The 19,026-nt window shown below is 72.5% G+C and carries 20 protein-coding genes; 5 read left to right on the top strand and 15 right to left on the bottom strand.

The genetic code is table 11. From position 1 onward, the window contains the following. Positions 1 to 309 precede the first annotated feature (309 nt). The 4 genes from LG943_RS00785 (at position 310) to LG943_RS00770 (ending at position 4,540) form a co-directional block, all read left to right on the top strand. The gene (locus LG943_RS00785) at positions 310 to 1,542 is read left to right on the top strand and encodes a PP2C family protein-serine/threonine phosphatase (protein WP_408648520.1); all 1,233 of its coding nucleotides are present in this window, start codon (positions 310 to 312) and stop codon (positions 1,540 to 1,542) included. Continuing rightward, positions 1,539 to 3,335: a sensor histidine kinase gene (locus LG943_RS00780; protein WP_270070161.1), complete on the top strand. Its 1,797-nt coding sequence runs from the start codon at positions 1,539 to 1,541 to the stop codon at positions 3,333 to 3,335. Before LG943_RS00785 ends, LG943_RS00780 begins: the two co-directional genes overlap by 4 nt. Before the next feature lie 29 nt (positions 3,336 to 3,364). Further along, entirely contained in the window at positions 3,365 to 3,778 is a 414-nt protein-coding gene (locus LG943_RS00775; protein ID WP_270070190.1) for a response regulator, read from the top strand. Between the two features lie 231 nt (positions 3,779 to 4,009). Next, on the top strand, positions 4,010 to 4,540 hold the full coding sequence (locus tag LG943_RS00770; protein ID WP_270070160.1) for a low molecular weight protein-tyrosine-phosphatase: 531 nt from the start codon (positions 4,010 to 4,012) through the stop codon (positions 4,538 to 4,540). Between the two features lie 46 nt (positions 4,541 to 4,586). Here LG943_RS00770 and LG943_RS00765 read toward each other — a convergent pair whose 3' ends face one another. The 15 genes from LG943_RS00765 to LG943_RS00695 form a co-directional block, all read right to left on the bottom strand. After that, the gene (locus tag LG943_RS00765; RefSeq protein WP_270070159.1) at positions 4,587 to 5,282 is read right to left on the bottom strand and encodes a methylated-DNA--[protein]-cysteine S-methyltransferase; all 696 of its coding nucleotides are present in this window, start codon (positions 5,280 to 5,282) and stop codon (positions 4,587 to 4,589) included. 181 nt (positions 5,283 to 5,463) lie between these two features. Further along, a complete protein-coding gene (locus LG943_RS00760; protein WP_270070158.1) occupies positions 5,464 to 6,003 on the bottom strand; it encodes a hypothetical protein in 540 nt (179 codons plus the stop codon). Then, entirely contained in the window at positions 6,000 to 6,338 is a 339-nt protein-coding gene (locus tag LG943_RS00755; RefSeq protein WP_270070157.1) for an SHOCT domain-containing protein, read from the bottom strand. Before LG943_RS00755 ends, LG943_RS00760 begins: the two co-directional genes overlap by 4 nt. Positions 6,339 to 6,500: 162 nt before the next feature. Further along, on the bottom strand, positions 6,501 to 8,483 hold the full coding sequence (locus LG943_RS00750; protein WP_408648519.1) for a helix-turn-helix domain-containing protein: 1,983 nt from the start codon (positions 8,481 to 8,483) through the stop codon (positions 6,501 to 6,503). Then, positions 8,468 to 9,307 carry a 3-hydroxybutyrate dehydrogenase gene (locus LG943_RS00745; RefSeq protein ID WP_270070155.1) on the bottom strand — a complete coding sequence of 280 codons (840 nt, stop codon included), beginning with the start codon at positions 9,305 to 9,307 and terminating at the stop codon, positions 8,468 to 8,470. The genes LG943_RS00750 and LG943_RS00745 overlap by 16 nt, the downstream gene beginning before the upstream one ends. Before the next feature lie 235 nt (positions 9,308 to 9,542). Further along, complete coding sequence (locus LG943_RS00740; protein WP_270070154.1) at positions 9,543 to 11,075, bottom strand: tyrosine-type recombinase/integrase; 1,533 nt, start codon at positions 11,073 to 11,075, stop codon at positions 9,543 to 9,545. Positions 11,076 to 11,079: 4 nt separating this feature from the next. After that, positions 11,080 to 11,271: a helix-turn-helix transcriptional regulator gene (locus LG943_RS00735; protein ID WP_270070153.1), complete on the bottom strand. Its 192-nt coding sequence runs from the start codon at positions 11,269 to 11,271 to the stop codon at positions 11,080 to 11,082. A gap of 499 nt (positions 11,272 to 11,770) precedes the next feature. Then, on the bottom strand, positions 11,771 to 13,693 hold the full coding sequence (locus LG943_RS00730) for a hypothetical protein (RefSeq protein ID WP_270070152.1): 1,923 nt from the start codon (positions 13,691 to 13,693) through the stop codon (positions 11,771 to 11,773). A gap of 35 nt (positions 13,694 to 13,728) precedes the next feature. Then, entirely contained in the window at positions 13,729 to 15,186 is a 1,458-nt protein-coding gene (locus tag LG943_RS00725) for a replication initiator (RefSeq protein ID WP_270070151.1), read from the bottom strand. Then, positions 15,179 to 15,508 carry a hypothetical protein gene (locus LG943_RS00720; RefSeq protein ID WP_270070150.1) on the bottom strand — a complete coding sequence of 110 codons (330 nt, stop codon included), beginning with the start codon at positions 15,506 to 15,508 and terminating at the stop codon, positions 15,179 to 15,181. The genes LG943_RS00725 and LG943_RS00720 overlap by 8 nt, the downstream gene beginning before the upstream one ends. Beyond that, a complete protein-coding gene (locus tag LG943_RS00715) occupies positions 15,505 to 15,762 on the bottom strand; it encodes a hypothetical protein (protein WP_270070149.1) in 258 nt (85 codons plus the stop codon). The genes LG943_RS00720 and LG943_RS00715 overlap by 4 nt, the downstream gene beginning before the upstream one ends. A gap of 118 nt (positions 15,763 to 15,880) precedes the next feature. Further along, positions 15,881 to 16,147 carry a hypothetical protein gene (locus LG943_RS00710; RefSeq protein WP_270070148.1) on the bottom strand — a complete coding sequence of 89 codons (267 nt, stop codon included), beginning with the start codon at positions 16,145 to 16,147 and terminating at the stop codon, positions 15,881 to 15,883. A gap of 54 nt (positions 16,148 to 16,201) precedes the next feature. Then, entirely contained in the window at positions 16,202 to 17,614 is a 1,413-nt protein-coding gene (locus LG943_RS00705) for an FtsK/SpoIIIE domain-containing protein (RefSeq protein ID WP_270070147.1), read from the bottom strand. Beyond that, the gene (locus LG943_RS00700; RefSeq protein WP_270070146.1) at positions 17,611 to 17,877 is read right to left on the bottom strand and encodes a hypothetical protein; all 267 of its coding nucleotides are present in this window, start codon (positions 17,875 to 17,877) and stop codon (positions 17,611 to 17,613) included. The genes LG943_RS00705 and LG943_RS00700 overlap by 4 nt, the downstream gene beginning before the upstream one ends. Continuing rightward, positions 17,874 to 18,233 carry an SCO3933 family regulatory protein gene (locus LG943_RS00695; RefSeq protein ID WP_270070145.1) on the bottom strand — a complete coding sequence of 120 codons (360 nt, stop codon included), beginning with the start codon at positions 18,231 to 18,233 and terminating at the stop codon, positions 17,874 to 17,876. The genes LG943_RS00700 and LG943_RS00695 overlap by 4 nt, the downstream gene beginning before the upstream one ends. Positions 18,234 to 18,345: 112 nt before the next feature. Between LG943_RS00695 and LG943_RS00690 the strand changes: the two genes are divergently transcribed. After that, positions 18,346 to 19,020 (top strand): GntR family transcriptional regulator, encoded by a 675-nt coding sequence (locus LG943_RS00690; protein WP_270070144.1) that lies wholly within the window; start codon positions 18,346 to 18,348, stop codon positions 19,018 to 19,020. Positions 19,021 to 19,026: the final 6 nt, after the last annotated feature.

Genomic DNA, 19,026 nt, shown 5'->3' with positions numbered 1-19,026 from the left:
CTTTGCCGCTCGGATTTTTCCGACATGATGTCAGCAACGGGAGCGGCCTTCAAGGTCGATACGACGACGTGTCAGAAAACGGTCGGAGGAAGGCGGGTAGCCTGGGAAGGCACACGGGTGCGAACCAGGCGCCCCAGGAAGCGGGACACCCCCTACCGCCGTTTGATGTCTCTCGTGCAATCCCGCTAGCGACACTCCGTGCCGGGCGATTATCGTTTGACTGCCGCAACGGCTGACGACGCTCCCGCGCACCGGTCGACGTAGAGGCGATGTGTGGATATCAGGAAACCAGGACACCAGCCCGTGACCATGACCGATACCGAACTCGCGCGGCTGGGCGACACCGGCCGCGCCGCTGAGGCCGTCATGGAGCGGCGCCCCTCCGCCACCGTCGAAGCGGTCGACATCCTCCTCATCGAAGACGACACCCAGGACGCGTTCCTGGTCGAGGAGCTGCTCGCCGACACCGCGCTGAGCGCCCACATCACCTGGGTGCGCACCCTGGCCGAGGCCCGCGAGCACTTCGCCGGATTCCGCGGCTGCGTCCTGCTGGACCTCAACCTGCCCGACGCCGCGGGCATGGAGCTGCTGCGCGAGGTGCTGACCAGCGCGCCCTCCGCCGCCGTCGTGGTGCTGACCGGCCTCAACGACGAGCACGAGGGCGTGGCGGCCGTGGCCGCCGGCGCCCAGGACTACCTCGTCAAGGGCCAGGTCGACGGCTCCCTGCTGGCGCGCAGCCTGCGCTACTCCGTCGAGCGCCAGCGCGCCGACGAGAACGCCCGCCAGTTGCGCGAGGCCGAGCTGTACGCCCGCGAGAACATGCGCCTGGAGCGCGGCCTGCTGCCGCAGGTGCTGCTCGACAGCACCCCGCTGGTCCCGCGCGCCTTCTACCGGCCCGGCCGCAAGCGCGCCCTGGTCGGCGGCGACTTCTACGACGCCGTCCACAAGGACGGCACCACCCACGTCATCGTCGGCGACGTCAGCGGCCACGGCCCCGACGAGGCCGCCCTGGGCGTCAGCCTGCGCATCGCCTGGCGCGCCCTGGTCATGGGCGGGGTGGCCGAGGCCGACCTGCTGCCCGCGCTGGCCGAGATCCTGGTCAGCGAGCGCGCGCAGGACGAGATGTACGCCACCCTGTGCCAGACCAGCATCGACACCGGCCGCGAGGAGGCCCGGGTGCGGCTGTTCGGCCACCCGCCGCCGCTGGTGCTCAACGGCGGCAAGGTCGAGGAGGTCGCGGTCACCCCCAGCCCGCCGCTGGGCGTGTTCCCCGAGGGCGAGACCGAGGTGGACGAGTTCCGGCTGCCGCGCGGCGCCACCCTCATGCTCTACACCGACGGCCTGGTCGACGCCTACGACGGCGCGCCGCCCGCGCGCCTGGAGGTCGACGGCCTGCGCCGGCTGGTCACCGACCTGCTGGGGCGCGGGGTGTCGGTGGTGGACCTGCCCGAGCACGTCATCGACGAGGCCGAGCGCTCCAACGGCGGCCCCTTGCAGGACGACGTCGCGATGCTGCTGATCACCCACGGGGACCGGCCTTGAGGAAGCTCCCCCTGCGCCGCCGGGTGACCATCCTGCTGGCGTCGGTGGCGGTGGTCCTGGTGGCCTCGGTGTCCACCATCACCGTCGCGGCCTTCAGCGCGCGCGACTCCCTGGACCGCCAGGTCAACGAGCTGACCCCGGCGCAGAGCGCCGTGCGCCAGACCATGTCGGCCTACTTCAACCTGGACTACGGGATCCGCGGCTACGCCCTCACCGGCGACATCGAGTTCCTCGACCCCTACCAGCAGGGCCGCCAGACGCTGGAGGAGAGCCTGCCGCAGTTGCGCGCGCTGGCCCGGGCCGACAGCGACGTCAACGCCGGCATCCAGCAGTTGCTGGACGCCGGGGAGACCTGGCAGGAGGACTTCGCCGAGCCCGCGCTGGAGGCCGTCCAGGCGGGGGAGCGGGTCAGCGCCGCCGACCTCCAGGAGGGCCGCGCCCTCTTCGACGACCTGCGCGCCGCCGGCACGGCGGCGGAGACCGGCATCGACGAGGAGCTGTCGCAGGCCCGCGACGGCCTGGCCTCGGCCACCCAGCAGGTGGTCGCGCTGCTCGTGCTGGTCGGCGTGGTCGTGGTCGTGCTGTGCTGCTTCCTGTGGATCATGCTCCAGAACTGGGTGCTGCGCCCGCTGGACGAGCTGGCCAGCCACCTGGCGCAGGTGTCGGGCGGCTACTACGGCCACCGCATCGAACTCCAGGGGCCGCCCGAGATCGAGCGGGTGGGCCGCGACGTCGACGCCATGCGCGAGCGCATCGTGCGCGACCTGGACGAGGTCGGCGCCGCGCGGCGCAAGCTCCAGGAGCAGTCGGAGCTGCTGGAGCGCCAGACCGCGGAGTTGCAGCGCTCCAACACCGAGCTGGAGCAGTTCGCCTACGTCGCCTCCCACGACCTCCAGGAGCCGCTGCGCAAGGTGGCCAGCTTCTGCCAGTTGCTCCAGCGGCGCTACCAGGGGCAGCTCGACGAGCGCGCCGACTCCTACATCGACTTCGCGGTCGAGGGCGCCAAGCGCATGCAGACGCTGATCAACGACCTGCTGGCGTTCAGCCGGGTCGGGCGCACCAAGGACGACGAGCCGGTCGACCTCAACGAGGCACTGGACGACGCGCTCAACGCCCTGGAGACCCGCCTTGAGGAGGCCGACGCCGAGATCACCGGCGACGACCTGCCCACCGTGCGCGGCGACCGCACCCTGCTCACGCAGGTGTTCTTCAACCTGGTCGGCAACGCGGTGAAGTTCCGCGCCGAGGAGCGCCCCCGGGTGCACATCAGCGTCCGCCGCCGGGGCGAGGAGTGGGTGTTCTGCTGCGCCGACAACGGCATCGGCATCGAGCCCCAGTACGCCGACCGGGTGTTCGTCATCTTCCAGCGGCTGCACACCCGCGACAAGTACGGCGGCACCGGGATCGGCCTGGCCATGTGCAAGAAGATCGTGGAGTTCCACGGCGGGCGCATCTGGCTCGACACCGAGAACGAGCAGCGCGGAACCCGCATATGCTGGTCGCTGCCCGCCGACGACGGCGGCGCCGGCGGCGAGGCCGAGGCGGCGCAGGACGCCGGGAGCGCGCTCCCGGCGGCGGGCGGCGAGGACGCCGCGGGCACCACGGACACCGGGGGCACCGCCGACGAGGGCGGCCCCGACACCCCCGAGGGGGAGCCCGCGGCCGCCGGCGCAGTGGCCGGCCCCACCGCCGACACCCCGGTCCGCGCCGCCGAGTCCAGCGGCCCGGCCGAGGACGGCGGGCCGGGCGGGCGCACGACCGGAGACGAGCCTGAGCGGGTCGGACGACAGTGAGCGAGGACAACTTGGTGCAACCCATTGAGGTGCTGCTGGTCGAGGACGACCCCGGCGACGTCCTGATGACCAAGGAGGCGTTCGAGGAGCACAAGGTGGGCAACCGCCTGCACGTGGTCTCCGACGGGGTCGAGGCCCTGCGCTTCCTGCGCCGCGAGGGCGAGTTCGCCGACGCGCCCGCACCGCACCTCATCCTGCTCGACCTCAACCTGCCCCGCAAGGACGGCCGCGAGGTGCTGGAGGAGGTCAAGAAGGACGAGGCCCTCTCGCACATCCCCATCGTCGTGCTGACCACCTCCGAGGCCGAGGAGGACATCCTGCGCAGCTACCGCCTGCACGCCAACGCCTATGTGGCCAAGCCGGTGGACTTCGAGTCGTTCATCCGGGTGGTCCGCCAGATCGACGACTTCTTCGTGACCGTCGTCCGGCTGCCCAAGGGCTGACCGGCGGAGCCGAAAACACGCGCCCGCCTGCGGTAAGCGCGTTCCTCGATTACGGTATGCACGACCGCGCGCCGCGACCCGCGGCCGCCCGGTCCCCACGACTGCGCCGCCCGCCCCCGCCCGCCCGGCGGGGGCGGGCGGTCCGCCGCCAGCACGCCTCTTTGGGAAAGGGGGGAGCGGCCCGCGCCGATCGGCCCGACCTGGGCCGCCCGAGCGCGCGCCGCGCGCCCGATGAGCCTGCCCGAACCCCGCGACCCCTCCGGTCCCTACCGGATCTGTGTGGTGTGCCTGGGCAACATCTGCCGCTCGCCCATGGCCGAGAAGGTGCTGACCGCCGACCTCGCCCGCGCGGGGCTGGCCGAGGCGGTGGCGGTGGACAGCGCCGGCACCGGCGACTGGCACCTGGGCTGGGGCATGGACCCCCGCGCCGCCGCCGCGCTGCGCGTGCACGGCTACCCCACCGACCACGTGGCCCGCCAGTTCGACCCCGCGTGGTTCGAGCAGCGCGACCTGGTCCTGGCCATGGACCTGGACAACATGGACGAGCTGGTGCGCCGCGCCCCCGACCCCGACACCGTGCGCGACCGGCTGCGGCTGTTCCGCGGCTTCGCCCCCGGCGAGGTCGGCCCCAACCCGGAGGTCCCCGACCCCTACTACGGCGGCGACGACGGGTTCAGCACGGTGCTGACCATGGTCGAGGCCGCGTCCAAGGGGCTCACCGCCGAACTGGCGGCGCTGCTAGGGCCGCGCGGGCCGCGCTGAGGGCACCAGGGCGCCGGGGGCGCGGAGCGCCGGGGCGCGGGCGCGCTCAGGCCGCGCCGGCGGCCTCCAGCTCCAGCAGGCGGCGCTTGGCCTCGGGGCCGCCGACGTAGGGTCCCACCGACTCGGGGTAGTCGTCGGCGACCACCCGGTGGCAGGGCAGGAACAGGCAGAGCGGGTTGGCCGCCAGCGTGCTGGCCACCGCGCGGCGGGCGTTGGGGCGGCCGATGCGCCGGGCCAGGTCGCCGACGGTGACGGTGCCGCCGTAGGGCACGTCCAGCAGCGAGCGCAGCACCACCCGGCCGAAGTCGCCGACCAGCCGCAGGTCCAGGTGGATCCGGGTGCGGGCGGGGCGGCCGGAGAAGTAGGCGTCGATCTCGCGGCGCACCGGGTCCAGGTGGGCGTCGTGGGGGCCGATGTCGGCCGAGACGGCGCGGCGCAGCCGGTCCACCACGGTCTCCTCGGACGCGAACGTGCAGGCCGCCAGGCCCTCCTCGGTCATCGCCAGGAACAGGAACCCCACGGGGGTCTCGGCGGCGCCGGTGACCACGTCGTAGGGAATGGAGCGGCTGGTCGGCGCGCCGCCGCCCGCCGGGGTCGCGCCGGCGGCGGGCGCCCCGCCGCGGCCGTCGTGCGGGGCGAAGGCGGCGCGCACGAGCGCGTCGAGGTCGTCGCCGCCGGGTCCGTCGGTGCCGCCGCCGCCGGTGAAGTCGGTGTACAGCTCCCCGTGCCACATGCCGGCCATGGTTCCTCTCACGGTTCGTCCGTCCCGGGTCGAGGATGTCACGGTGCGGGCGCCCTGTCGCTTCGGCGGGCGGCGCGCCCGGGGATTCGTGCCGGGTCTCAGCCGCGCGGCGGACACAACGGGTACGCCGGGCACGGCGGCGGCCCGCCGGAGTCCTCCGGCGGGCCGGTCGGGCCACGGGTCATCGGGCGGCCCCGGATCGGGCGGCCGGCGCGGCGGCGCGGGGACGCCCGGCGCGGCCGGGGCGCCGGATCCGGCCGAAGGGCTTGACGGTGGACAGCAGCGTGGTGGTGACCAGCACCGTCAGCGCCACCGAGAGCGCGGTCGCCATGCGGACGCCCTCCACCGGGTCGGGCACCGCGCCGCTTTCGGCGGCCCGCGCCAGCTCCACCACGCCCGGCCCCAGGCTGAGGTTGCTCCCGGCCACCAGCAGCGCGGTCAGGCCGAGCTTGGCCGCCACCCACCAGTGGCGGAACAGGCCCCACGGGGTGGCCAGGGCCAGGACCAGGCCCGACACCAGCGCCAGCGTGCTGACCGGCATGACGAGCAGCTCCACCAGAGCGGCGGCGGCGCCGTAGAGCATGGTGGTGCGCTCCGGGTCGGCGGCGGCCGCGCCCGCCGCCACCAAAGTCAGGACGCCGGCGTGCAGGCCCACCCACCCCACCGAGACGAGCACGTGAACGGTCAGGACCGCCTTGCGCGCGGCGGGCGGGAGTCTCACCGCCGCTTCCCCTCACCGGCGCCGGGGGTCCAGTTGAGCACGCTGGCGCGCTCCAGGAACTCCTCGACGGAGATGTCGCCACGGGCGAAGCGCTCGGCGAGCACCTGGCGGGCGGCGGCCTCGGGCGGCTGGTGGTGCGCCCGGCGGGCGTGGTGCGCCCAGGGCGGGCCGCCCTTGGCGCGCGAGACGAGCAGGTAGGCGATGACGCCCAGGGCGAGCAGCAGGAGCAGCATGGAGACTCCGATCATCGGGTGGAACGGCGGCGGTCCGGGGTGGTCGCGGAAGGCGGGGCCGCCGAACCCGGCGCCCGCCACCAGGAGTGCTGTGGTGTTCATGCGCCCACCCTCGCCGCCGGCGCCTACGCCGGTCGTCGCCCCTGCGGCGGCTTCGCGGCTACGCGCCGGAGCCGAGGCCGCCTACGCCCGGGGGCGGTGCCGGGCATGGGGCGCGGCGCGGTGCGGGTGCGGCGGGTCGGGGGAGGGGTGCGGGCGCGCGGGTCAGGGCCGGGCGCGGCCGGTGCCGCCGTCCTCGGTGACGCCGCCGGCCAGCAGGGTGTGCAGGCGCAGCGCGAGCTGGAGTTCCAGGGCGCGGGCGGGCTCCTGCCAGTCGGGGCCGATGAGGCGGCCGACGCGCTCCAGGCGCTGGGCCACGGTGTTGACGTGGACGTGCAGGACGTCCTTGGCCTTGGCCAGGCTGCCGCCGCTGTCGAAGTAGGCGCGCAGCGTCTCGACCAGGGCGGTGTCGCGGCGGGCGTCGTAGTCGATGAGCGGGCCGAGGGCGGCGTCCACGAACCCGGCGACGTCGCGGTCGCCGCCCAGCAGCAGGCCGAGGAAGCCGAGGTCGGCGGAGGTGGCCACCTCGCCGATGCGGCCCAGCGCCACCAGGGCGCGCAGGCAGCGCCGCGCCTCGGCGAAGCGCGCCGCGAACGTCGCCAGGCCGGCGGTGGGGCCGCCCGCACCTGCCGTGACCTCCGTGTTGACCGCCGCCGCGAGCGCGGCCACCGCCCGGCGCGCGGTCGCGGCGGGCTCAGGGCCGGGCAGCACCAGCACGGTCGCGCCGGCGCGGGTCCCGGCCAGGCCGCCGGAGGTCTCTGCCAGGTGCATCGCGGCCGCGCGCAGCCGCCCCGGGCGGGCGCCGGGGGCCTCGGCCACGACGACCACGTGCTCGGCGTCGAGGTCGGCGCCCAGGCGCTCGGCGCGCCGGCGCAGGCCGTCGGGGTCGCGGGCGGGGGTGTCCAGGACCGCGTCGAGCAGGTCGCCGCGCACCCGGTTCTCCGCCTCGCTGGCCGAGCGCCGCATCACCAGCAGCAGCGCGATCACCATGGCCGCGCGCTCCAGGATGCGCTGGTCGGCGGGGTCGAGGTCCACGCCCTCCAGGACGACCGCGCCCAGCGGCTCCCCGCCGGCCATGACCGCCGCCGCCCAGCCGGTGCCGGTGGGCGCGGCGCGGCCGCTGGCCTGGGAGGCGCGCACGGCCTCGGCCACGGCCGGGTCGGCGGGCAGCGCGCCGTGGACGGAGGCGTCGTGGACGGTGGCCGCGCCGCCGAGGACGGCGCTGACCGCCGCCTCGACCTCCTCCACGCCGCCGCCGCGCAGGACCAGGTCGGTGAGGCGGTCGTGCGCCTCGGCGGCCCGCTCGACGGCGCCGCTGTGGTCGGTGAGGCGCTGGTTGACGGCGTTCAGCTCCTCCAGGGCCGCGCGGGTGCCCTCGATGAGGTTGGCGCTGTCGATGGCGATGGAGGCGTGGGTGGCCAGGGAGCCGAGCAGCGCGACCTCGGCGTGGGAGAAGGGCCGCTCGCGGCGGTTGGCGGCGAAGAGCACGCCGATGACGCGGCCGTTGAGCTGGAGGGGGACGCCGAGGATGGCGACCAGGCCCTCGTCCAGGACGCCGGCGTCGATGGTCGCGGTGTGCTGGAAGCGGGTGTCGGTGAAGTAGTTGGCGGTGACGTAGGGCAGCGCGGTCTGGGCGACGAGCCCGCCCAGGCCCTCGCCGGGGCCGAGGCGGAGCTGCTGGAACCGGGCCGAGACCGAGCCCGAGGTCACGCGCATGACGGTGTCGCCGTTCTCCAGGACGGTGTCGCGCAGGGTGAGGTAGGCGGTGTCGGTGCCCAGCAGGTTGCGGGCGCGGTCGACGATGGCGCGCAGCACCCGGTCCAGGTCGCGCATGCCGGCGAGGTCGTTGGCGGTCTCGAACAGGGCGGTCAGCTCGGACTCGCGGCGGCGCCGGTCGGAGAGCACGGTGCGCACGCGCAGGGCCAGGACCTTGGCGTCCTCCAGGTCGGCGAGTTCGGCGGGGGAGGCGCCCCGGGCGCGCGCCTGGAGCAGGGGGCGCTCGTACTCCACGGCCGGGGCGTCGCGCAGCAGCAGCCGTAGGAACTGCGCCTCGGCGCCGCCGGACGCGTCGGCGGCGTTGGCGGCGTCGGCGGCGGGGCCGCCGCCGTCGGGGCCGCGGCCGGTGGGTCCGTTCAGTTCGCGCTCCAGGCTCCGTCGATGGTCAGGGAGGCCCCGTTGACGAAGGACGCGTCGGGTCCGCACAGGTAGAGGGCCATGGCGGCGACCTCGGCGGGCTCGATCAGCCGCTTGAGCGGGGTGCGGGCCAGCAGCACGGACTCCACCACCTCGTCCTCGCCGATGCCGTGGGCGCGCGCCTGCTCGGCGATCTGGTGCTCGACCAGGGGCGTGCGGACGTAACCGGGGTTGATGCAGTTGGAGGTGACGCCGTGGGGGGCGCCCTCGACGGCCGCGACCTTGGAGAAGCCCTCAAGCCCGTGCTTGGCGGTGACGTAGGCGGACTTGTAGGCGGAGGCGCGCAGGCCGTGGACGGAGGAGATGTTGACGATCCGGCCCCAGCCGCGCGCGTACATATGCGGGAGGGCGGCCTGGACGAGGCGGAAGGGGGCTTCGACCATGAGGCGCAGGATGAGGGAGAACCGGTCGGGCGGGAACTCCTCGATGGGCGCGACCGTCTGCACGCCCGCGTTGTTGACGACGATGTCGGCCCCGCGCGCGACCTCGGCGGCGGCGTCGAGGTCGGTGAGGTCGACGGGGAAGGCCGTGCCCACACCGGCGGCGGCCAGCGCCGCCACGCCGTCGGCGTCGCGGTCCACCAGCCGCACCTCGGCTCCGGCGGCGTGGAACCGCTCGGCACAGGCCCGCCCGATGCCGCCGGCGGCCCCGGTGACGACGGCCACCCGCCCGCGCAGGTCAGGCCCGGGGGAGGCGGAGACGACGGCGGCGGGGTCGGTGGGGGAGTCGATCGCCGAAGGCGCGAAGGAGGAGGCCCCGGCGGGTTCACGGGTCGTCATGGTGCCAATGTAGGTTCCCGGAACGAAGGGGCGCATAGCTCCCCAACCCATACGAGTGGTCGCGTATGTGTTGAGAGGATCCATAAGCGCCGTATCACCCCATGCCGCGCCCGAGCCCCTACCGCCGAGGCTCCGAGAAGAGTAGAAGTAATGAAAAACGCCCTACCCGGACCGCAGCCTCGCAGTTCAAGAAGGGTGCTCCCCGCGCACGCGGGGAGGGGACCATTCGTCCCATCTATGCCGCTGACCTGGGAATACGCGTCACCGACGCGGGCGCTTGGGCGCCTTGGCCCGTGAGAGGCCCGCGTTCGGCAAACGCCCTGCTCAGGAGCTTGTTCGCGTCGTGCTCCTGCTGGCGGAACCAGTGGACGTACACCGTGAGGAGGACTTCCACCGAGTGGCCGAGGCGCCGCGCGATCTCGGGGGTCGGCACGCCATCGGCGATCAGGTAGCTTGCGCAGCCGTGCCGCAGGTCGTACGGCCGCTGAGCAACGCCTAGCTCCCGCTCTGCGGGGGTCAGCGCGGTTTTGCGCGCCCGCGCCCAGGTGCGGCGGTAGACCTTGCCCGACACCACGCCCCACGGGTCACCGCCCGTAGCGTGCCAGAACAGCCTTCCATCGGGCGCCGTTCCATAGGCGTCCAGGTGCCAGCGCAGGGCCGCCACCGCTTCGGGCGCCAGCGGGACCATGCGCAGATCCTTGGAGCTTCTGCCTTTGAGGCCCCGCACCTCGCCCCGCTCTCCCCCGTCGGTGTAGCGGGAGGCGACCTCGGTACGCGACCCCGACGCCACCAGCACACCCCACCCCGGCGCCGCGTCGGAGTCGGTCACGTCTTCGGGCCAGATGATGTCCTGGGCTCGGATCGCGCGCGTCTCACCGGGGCGCGTTCCCGCCATGTAGGCGGTCACGAAGAAGGCCCACAGGAACCGGTCGTTCTTGTTGCGGCTGGTCTCCACAGCGGCCAGCAGCCGCCGTGCCTGATCCCAGTCGGGTACGTGGCGGGGGGAGACCGCATCGGAGGATCGCGGCCGACGCATCGTCAGGCCATGCAGGGGGTTGCTGGCCAGCACGCCCCGCTGCACCGCGTGGCCCAGGATCGAGGAGAGCACCCCGCGCCGCCGCCGCTTGGTGTCGGGCGCCACCGTGGCCGAGGCCCCGCGCCGCTGGTGCAGCCGGACGCACGAGCGCTCCAGCAGTTCCAGAGCGGCGTCGGCGCTTTTGGCGACCTCGGCCAGGGGGCGCGACACCTTAGCGACCCAGGCCAGGCACGCCGCCGCGTCGGCAGGCGCCGGGCGGGGGACCACGCGCTCAGCGAGGCTGGAAGCGTCAGAATCGATGGTGAACTCACACCCGTAGTCGCCCACGGCGGAGCGCACCCGGGCCATGTCGGCGGGCGCCGGGTGCTTGCGCGCCGCCTTGTCATCGATGCTGGCCAGGATGAGCCTCACCGCGTTGTCGCGCACCGTCCTGCGGGTGTTGCCCGAGTCGGTGGACCCCCACGCGTGCCGGGCGTAGGCCACCGCCGCCGCGTACACCGTCTCCGACGACCGCGCCCAGGACACCGGCTCCCCGGTCTCCTCACTGAAATGCTCCCCCGCGCGGGCTGCCGCCATCAAAGCTCTCTCGCGCTGCTGAGCCAGCGCTTTCGTTTTATAAGATTTGCTCTTTTCCATAGTGCCCACGCGCCACCGCACTTCGTAGGGCTTAGGCCGGTCGTGTCTCTCGCGCATCTTCCAAAGCTCGAAGTCCTGGCCGATGTCGGTCTTCACAGAATCACCCCTCGGGGGATAGGTTGTGATGCTCACACCATTCTAGGAAATCCGATCTCCACACGCGGAGGTGTCCACCAGGCGACTGAAAGCATTTAGGACCGCACCCTAGGTAGATCCAGCGATAAAGGGTAGAGCGATGAAACCCCAGCTCAGACGCCATCTCAGCTACGGTCAGTGCCTTTTCTTGTCTCACATCGACTGCCTTTCCACGGGCCAGTCACGGGCCAAAGAGCGCGCACGGGAAAACGCACATGAATTTTTGTCCGATGCTGGCCAACGACTTTCTCAGGAAATTTCTTTGTAACGCTTGACAGGAAACGCGGGGGGCGTGCCACCGTCCGTCCCCCGACCACCCACCCCTTCACCCGGCGAAGCCGAGGTGCAATCGACGCGCTTCGCGCGCAGCATTTTCTGTTCCACTGCCGAATGAGGGTGGGAAAAGTGCGGTTACGGCTTTATCGCCGCGCTTCGCGCGCCCATTTCCGGCGGTGCGCCGCTGTGGCTGAGGGGGCGGGCGCGGTCCGGCCCGCGCCGGCCGCCGCGCCGGGCGAAGCACCCAGGGGCGGGGGGCAGCCGGCCCAGGCCGTCACCACCACACACCCCCCGGCTTACCGCGAGCACACCACCCCGGCGGGCGCCGCGGCACCACCACCCCAGGCCCACAGGACCAGGGGCGGCGGCGCAGCGGCCCCTCACCGCCCCTCCCCGCCATCCCGAGGCCGGGGCGAAGGGTCACGGTGCGCCGGGGGAGAGGGATCGCGCCCCGGCAGGCGCGGCGCCGCCCACGTCGAGCGCCGCCGCCCCGACCCACCCGGATCCGCTGAGTCGCCACGGCCGGTGTGCCCGCGCCCCGGGCCGGACGCCCGGTCCGGCGGCGGGTCCGCCGGGCGCTGCTGGCCAGCCGAACCGGTAGGCCGATCCGCGCGCTGCTGAGGCTGCCCCGCCCCGGCACCGCGCCCAGGCCGCCGCTGCCCCTGTCCACCGGACTTCCGCCACGACACCCGACCACGGCGCACACTTCCCGAGGCGCCCTCACGCCCTGGCGCGCCCCGTGCGCCGCGCGCCCCCATGAGCCCGGCCGCGCCCGCACCCCCGACCGCACCCGCCACCCCCGCCCGGACCACCTGAGCCCCCGCACGGTGCGGTGCGGTCTGCGCCGTCACCGAGGACACGATGTCGGTCAGCCGTCGCCGGTACAGCAGCAGGGCGAGCGTCGCCAGCGTGAGCACCACCATTTGACCACCCCACGACATTTCCCATCCGAGAATGGTGATGTAGACCTCAACCAGCAGCATCAGCAGCAGGTGGAGCACTATTTGTCGAAGCAGAATCCCCAGTGTTGTTTCGACCCACCGGATCAGGAGCGTCCGGCCCCGCCCGGGGTGAACGCCAAGCACGCAGAACACCGGGGCCAGGAGCAGCAGGAGAAAGAACGCCATCTGCGCCACCAGCGAACTCAGAGCCACTATGAACAGCAGCCCGCCCGCGCATATAGAGGCGACCAGCGCCATTCCCGCGACACCGACACGGTCCCACGGACGATCCCCCGCATAAAGCGGATAAACCTGCGGGTGGTCCTCTTCAAGGCGTTCTGAAAGGTCCTCGAAACCGGCCGCCTTGGACTCATATACCGCCGTCGCGTTAAGGCGACCATCGGCTATGTGGTGCGTCGTTGAACGCCCCACCGATTGCGCGGCAATCAGGTCGCTCGCAAATTCGACCTCAACCACGCGGCCCGCCTCGGAATTACCGAATTGGCCAGCGATCCACGGTCGGCACACCAGCCCCGACCACAGATTCTCCGCGTGGGTCTGAACGGTGATCTCGCGCCCCGACCACCCGGAGTCCGCGCCCTGTGCCAGGACCCCGCCACGGTCAGCAGGACACTCCGGCGCGCCCGTGGCCGCCGCCCGCACCGGCCCCAGCGCGATGTGTGCGATGTCGGCGCCGAGCAGGGTTGCCCGCCCTGCTGTATCCACGATCGTGCCAGGTGAGGAGACCACCCACACCCCCAGCACCGTCGCGGCCACCATCCACGCCGCCCCTTCCACGGTCACCGAAGGCCGCTGGCGGACCAGCCCCCACCACCCCATCCACACCGCACCCAGCACCACGACCACCGCCAGGAAAGGCCCCCACACCGCGCGGCGGAGCCCTTCCACACCAGCGACCACCAGCGTTTCCAGACCCGATAGAGCGTCCCCGCTGGCTGCCCATTCATAAAGGGTGATCGACACCAGCGATATTCCCCGAGCGCACAGCCACATCAGGTTAGCGATCCCCGAAATGGGTGCGTCCGCCATGTGGTCGATGCACGAATCGCGGATGGTGTGCCACCCCATGCCAGCGATTCCGATTTCTTGCCAGTAGGACGCGGTAACCAGTTCGTAGCGCGTGGTGTCGGAATTACCGCCACGGCCAACCGACACCGGCTGGGGAGTCCACCCCAGGGGCGCGTCGAAATAGCCCTGCATTCCATCGGCCGTGGACTCCACGACGGGGGTCGGCTCCCCCTCGCACCCCGGAATGCGCGACATGGCAGAAGCCGAGGACGGCACCGCGAAAACCGCCGCGATGAGCAGTAGAAAGCCGACTATTCTCCTGATTTTCGGCATGGGTGAGGCACCTTTTCTGTGTGCGGGAGGAATGGTCAGGCGGCGGCTAAGACAGGGGACGCACCCCAGAAACGCATCTCCTTTTCTACGCGTTTCAGATGGCGGATGTCCGCCCGTGCGATATCAGCTTCCTCGGCCATCAGCGCGACCTTCGCGGCGTCGGCTATGCCGACATAGCCCCGCCCCGCATAGGCCCAGTCGCCCACCACCACCGCCCCGGCCGAGCCCCACACGTCGGACGTTCCCGACCGGGCGCGCTCCCGGCGCCGCCAGGCCCGCCGCGCCTCCCGCAGCGCGCCTAGAGTCATGGCGTACACCCGGCTTTTCGTGGCGAAGTGACCGCGATATCCCAACTGGTGCGCCCACCGGCGCAGGGCTTCCAGCCCCGGTTGCCCACCCAGCTTCCACGCCGTGGCCACCATTTGCGCCAGGTGCGGGCCGACCTGGCGGCGAAGCGCTGTCGGATGCAGCACGTGGAGCCGCCGCGCCAGCGCCGCATCCGCGCCCACCGCGTCCGAGGCGGTCTTGGTGGTGTACTTCGCCAGGTAGCCCGCCAGGCGCTTAGCGTCGCCGCCGGTGATGTCGCGGATATCGACCTGGCGGCCCCAAGCGGCCACCCGCATCCGCCCATCCGGTGACGGCATCGCCACCGAGGCACGGCCGACCGCCCCCGCCACCGCTTCGCGCAGCAGCCCGGACGTGGCCCAGGCCGGGGGCGCCACGATCCGGGAGCGGTCAGCCGGATCCACGCCGTCAAGGCGAAGGATCGCGTGGAAGTGCACCGCGCCCCGCTTCTGGAACTCCGCGATCTTGACGTAACTGACGCGGAGCACGTCGCGCAGGGCGGTCACGCTCACCCGCCGCCCCAGCCGCGTCGAGGCCGCGCGCGCCAGCTCCCGGCCCACAGCGATCGTCGTCCGCCGCCACAGCTCCGGCGCCATCAGGTGCCACAGCACATTAGTGGTGTAGTCGTAGCAGGCAGCGCAAAGCGGCGTCCCGACCACCGGATGGTCCGCTTCGTGGACCAGCCCGCAATCTGCTGGCACCCCATGGCGGCACCGTCGCCGTGGGCCGGGCGGCAGCCGACAGGGACCGGCCGACGCCCGGTGAACAGGACCAAACGACGGCGCGGTTAGGGTCATGAACACACGCGGGTGGTCTGCCACTTCAGCGGGGACCGCCGCCTCACCGCCCCGCCCCACCAGACCAGACCCGACCAGGTGGACCATGTCGCGGCGGTAGACGGCCGCGCACGGCGGGCAGACGGCTGCCCGCCGGTCCCCGCAGGCCAGCAGCAGCAGCCCGTCCGGCTGATCCGCCGTGGCGAAGGACGCCTGCACCTCTCCCGTGGCCGTGTCCACCGCCGAGGCGTGGCCACGTACCCGCACCGGCGCCACGCAGTGTCCGGCGCGCACCACCTGGCGGCGCCAGGCGTCGTAGTCGGCGGCGCTCACCCGCGCCAGCAGCGCGGCCAGCCCCGGAGCATCACCCACGGCGCCGCCCTTCCTGTGCCTCGCGCTCACGTGTGGAGCGCAGATCAGGCCAGCCCGGGTGGTAGAGGAAGCGCCACAGGAACACCGACAGCCTGACCCTGTCGCGGTCCGACACGATCGGCGGGAACCGCCGCCGCCCTACCGCCCGCATGATGTCTTCGAGAAGCCGCTCGAACTCAAGGTCGCGCTCCCTGAGATCCGGCATGGGGATGGGGTAGGAGGCCCCGGCCGGGCGCGGCACCTCGGGCAGCCGGCCCGGCACCACCGGCCGCCGCTCCTGGCGGTAGCGCCCGCTCTCCGGCGGCGGGAACCCCCCGCTCACCGGGAACTCCGCACGCGCGGCGCCACATCGGAGGCGACCCACCGCAGCGCCAGGATGAGGCGCACATAGTCGTCCTGGTGGCGGATCGGTGGCCAGCCCGCCCGCTCCAGGATGCGTGCGATCTCCGCGACGGTCTCCCGTGCCAGCGGCGGCAGGTCTCCCCGCACGGGGTAGGCCGCGCCGGGCGGCGTCTCGCCCAGTTCGCGCCGCACCCGCTCCGCGTCATCGATGCGCCGTCCGATGGGGGTCGGCATCACGACCACCCGCCCATGTGATACGCCGTGTTTTCGGGCATGCTGGATGCACCTTCCTTGCTCAGGGATAGGGACCTGCGGGCCGGGGACCGCCAAGCCATCCGGCCCGCAGGGTCATCTACTGTTCTGCCGCCAGGATCACGCGCCCCTGCCGCACCACCTCGGCTCGTAGCGCCTCAACGTCACCTTCGCTCAGCGCGATCGCCCCGTACCCGCCCCGGTCGCGCGGCAGCCGCAGGTAGGCCGCCACCACGCCAGCCGCCAGCGGCGAATCCTCCCGGAACAGCGCGTGGAGAACGGCGGACGCCATGCGGTCGGTAGGGATGTCAAAGGAAGCGAAATCGTCGGCTACGCTGTACGCGCGGATGATATCTGGGGGGTTCATTGTTTTTTTCCATTCCCGGTGTCCGGGCCGAGGGGCGGCCCTAAAGTTGGTTCCCTACGTCATCGCGCCTCCCTTGCACTCGATCCCCCGCGCCACAATGCGCGCGATTTCCTGATCCGATAGCCATGCGCTTTTCAGCCGCATCGGTACTCCGCCTTCCGCTAGCAGCAGTCCTATTCCCCGGTCGGCGGCGTCGATGTTCGCCGCCGAGTATCCTTCCGTCGCCCAGCCCGCTCCGAGAATGGTGTCGGAGGCATCGCGCGTGGCGCACCGCATCGCCCACCGCAGGCCCATGATGTCGCGCAGCGACGTGGGCACCACGTCTGAACTGGGTCGCTGGGTTCCCGCCAGGACCGCCATGCCCACCGCGCGGCACCGCGCGACCAGATCGATCAGCAGCAGGTTGAATTTGTCCCTCGACCGCTTCTCGGGATAGGCGGTGAAAAACCTGAGTTCGTCAATAGCGAGGATTTTTGTGCGCCACCCCATGTCCGGGGTCACATTGCGCAGGCCGTCCGACTCCAGTTTCTCGTACCGGTCATCCATGTCGGATATGAGTGTTTCCACGAGCGCGATAGCGTCATCAATCGACGTGGTCACGAATGCGCTCAGGCGGTGCCGCCACAGCGAAAGCTCCACGCGTTTGGCGTCGATCGCGAAAATGTCGGCGGCGGGGTCAAGGCACGCGGCGGCAAGGAAGCTGGACATGGCCACTGATTTTCCGGCTTCAGGTTCACCGCCGACAATGGCGTTTCTCCCCATGAGCCGCACCGTCACCATCTGCCCCAGGTCATCACGACCCACCGGGACACCCGACCACAGATCCCACCGCGCCGCATCCGCCAGGGGAGAGACGATGCTCACCGGATTTCCCTGGGAGTCGCGGTAGGGGTCGGAGCGGACTACGTCCACTTCGGGGAAGCGTGCCGAAGACGGGTTACGGCGTACCTTCACCTCCCTTACATCCAGCGCCACCGCCACCCGATCGGCCGCCTTCTCCAGATCCGCCGTGGAGGACCCGGCGGGCAGGCGCACCATCAGGCGCTCACCCGCCGGGCAGGCCCGCGCCGACCGCACGCGCGGGATGCGGGCCGAGGCTGTGGCCAGGCCCGCCCACCGGCACGCGGCATCCCACCGGCGGCGGATACGCCCCGCCCACAGCCAGGCGCGAAGGCCGCGCCGCAGCACCGGGACCCCCACGGCCACCGCCGCCGCCACCACGACCGCAGCCGCGCCCGCCACCGCGCCGCGCACCCACGCACCGCTGTGGCCTGCGATGGCCACCGGCCCCAGCGCGGCGGCGGCCACAGCCCCCAGCAGCAGCAGTTCCCGGCGCCACAGCCAGGCCCTCCGCACCACGTGCGCACCCAGCCACGACGCGGCGGTCTCACGCGTGCGGGTGACGGGTTCGGGGGTGTCCACCAGAGGCCCCAGCCCCACCGGACGGCGTTCGGCATCGCGGGTCATCGCGACTCCCAGTCGGTGTCCACCGCGTAGGGCGGCGGGGGAAGCGTGGGGTGCACCAGCGCCCCGACCGCGTCGCCGATCTCGCCAGCGGCCCGCATCAGCCCGTGGACCAGCGTCGCCGCGTCGCCCTCGGCCACCTGCGACAGGTCCAGGCGCAGCGACACCGCGCCGTCATCGACCACCAGCACCCGCGCCCCATCGGCCACGTGCGCCACCGCCGCCACCGGACCCGCCAGACTCACCGTCACCGTTGCCGTACTCACTTCGCACCCGCCGACGAAGCGGCACCACCCGTGGCCGCGCCCTTGCCCACGGTAGCGGCGGTGGGCGTGACGGACTCCGCCTGGAACGACATGCCCGACCTGTCGCCCATCGCCCAGTGCAGGACCGACAGCCCAGCCACCGCCACCGCATCGTCCTGCTGAAGAGCTTCCACCCCCGCGTCAGTGGTGCGAACGCGAATCACTTCCACGTCCGAGCCATCCATCACGGTCAGGCTCAGCACCCAGACCGAGCGGTTGTCGCGGCGCTTGACCTCACCGGAGGTGAAATCCACATCCGGCCGTGCCGGGACAGCGATGCGGAAGCGCAGGCGGGCGGAATCCACTGGAAAACGCATGGCCAGGTCCTTACTCTCAGGAGATCGACGGATGTCTGTCCGTCCCTTGAGATGCTGGATGGACGGACCTCTGATCGTCAACGCGAATTTTTCGCCCCGGGAGGAACCCGCCGTGGAAGAGACCCCGCCCAAGCGCCCCTATCGCCATGTCCCCATCGCCGACGAGCTGCGCCAGGCCATCCGCGCGGGCACCTACCCTCCCGGCGCGCAGCTCCCCAGCTCCCTAGACATCGCGCGGCGCTACCGCGTCGGGGACCGGACCGGACGCGCAGTGCTGCGCCAGCTCGTACACGAGGGGATCGCTGAAGCTCGCCAAGGCCACGGCACCTACGTCACACAGGTCCCGCCCGAGGCCGCGCGGGCGCGGCGGCGGACCCATTCGGCGCGGCGCCTGGCCCCCGCCGAAGCACCCGGCCCCGGAGACGCCGACCTCACCATGCGCCACCTCAGCGGCCCCAGCACCGAGGAGCCCCCCGCCGACATCGCCCTCCGCATCGACGCCGAGGCCGCCGCCGTGACCCGTTATCTCTTGTGCGAGGGAGACGCCGACGCCGTGATCGGCTTGCGCACCGTCTACGACACCGGCCGCCCAGACGAGGCCGACAGTGTGCTGACCCACACCACCGCCCGCACCGCCACCCCCGGGGAAGCCCGCCACCTCGGCCCCGGAGCCGTGGTGTTGTGCCACGACGAGACCCACACCGCCGCAGCGCCGACCCGCGCCGTGCGCACCGTGTGGCGAGGCGACCGAGTCCGCCTTGCCGACTTCTACCGCACCGACGCCTGACCCCGT

Source organism: Streptomonospora mangrovi (assembly GCF_027604915.1).
GTDB lineage: Bacteria > Actinomycetota > Actinomycetes > Streptosporangiales > Streptosporangiaceae > Streptomonospora > Streptomonospora mangrovi.
Note: the sequence above shows the minus strand (reverse complement) of the source record. Positions and strands in the feature narration are given on the sequence as shown.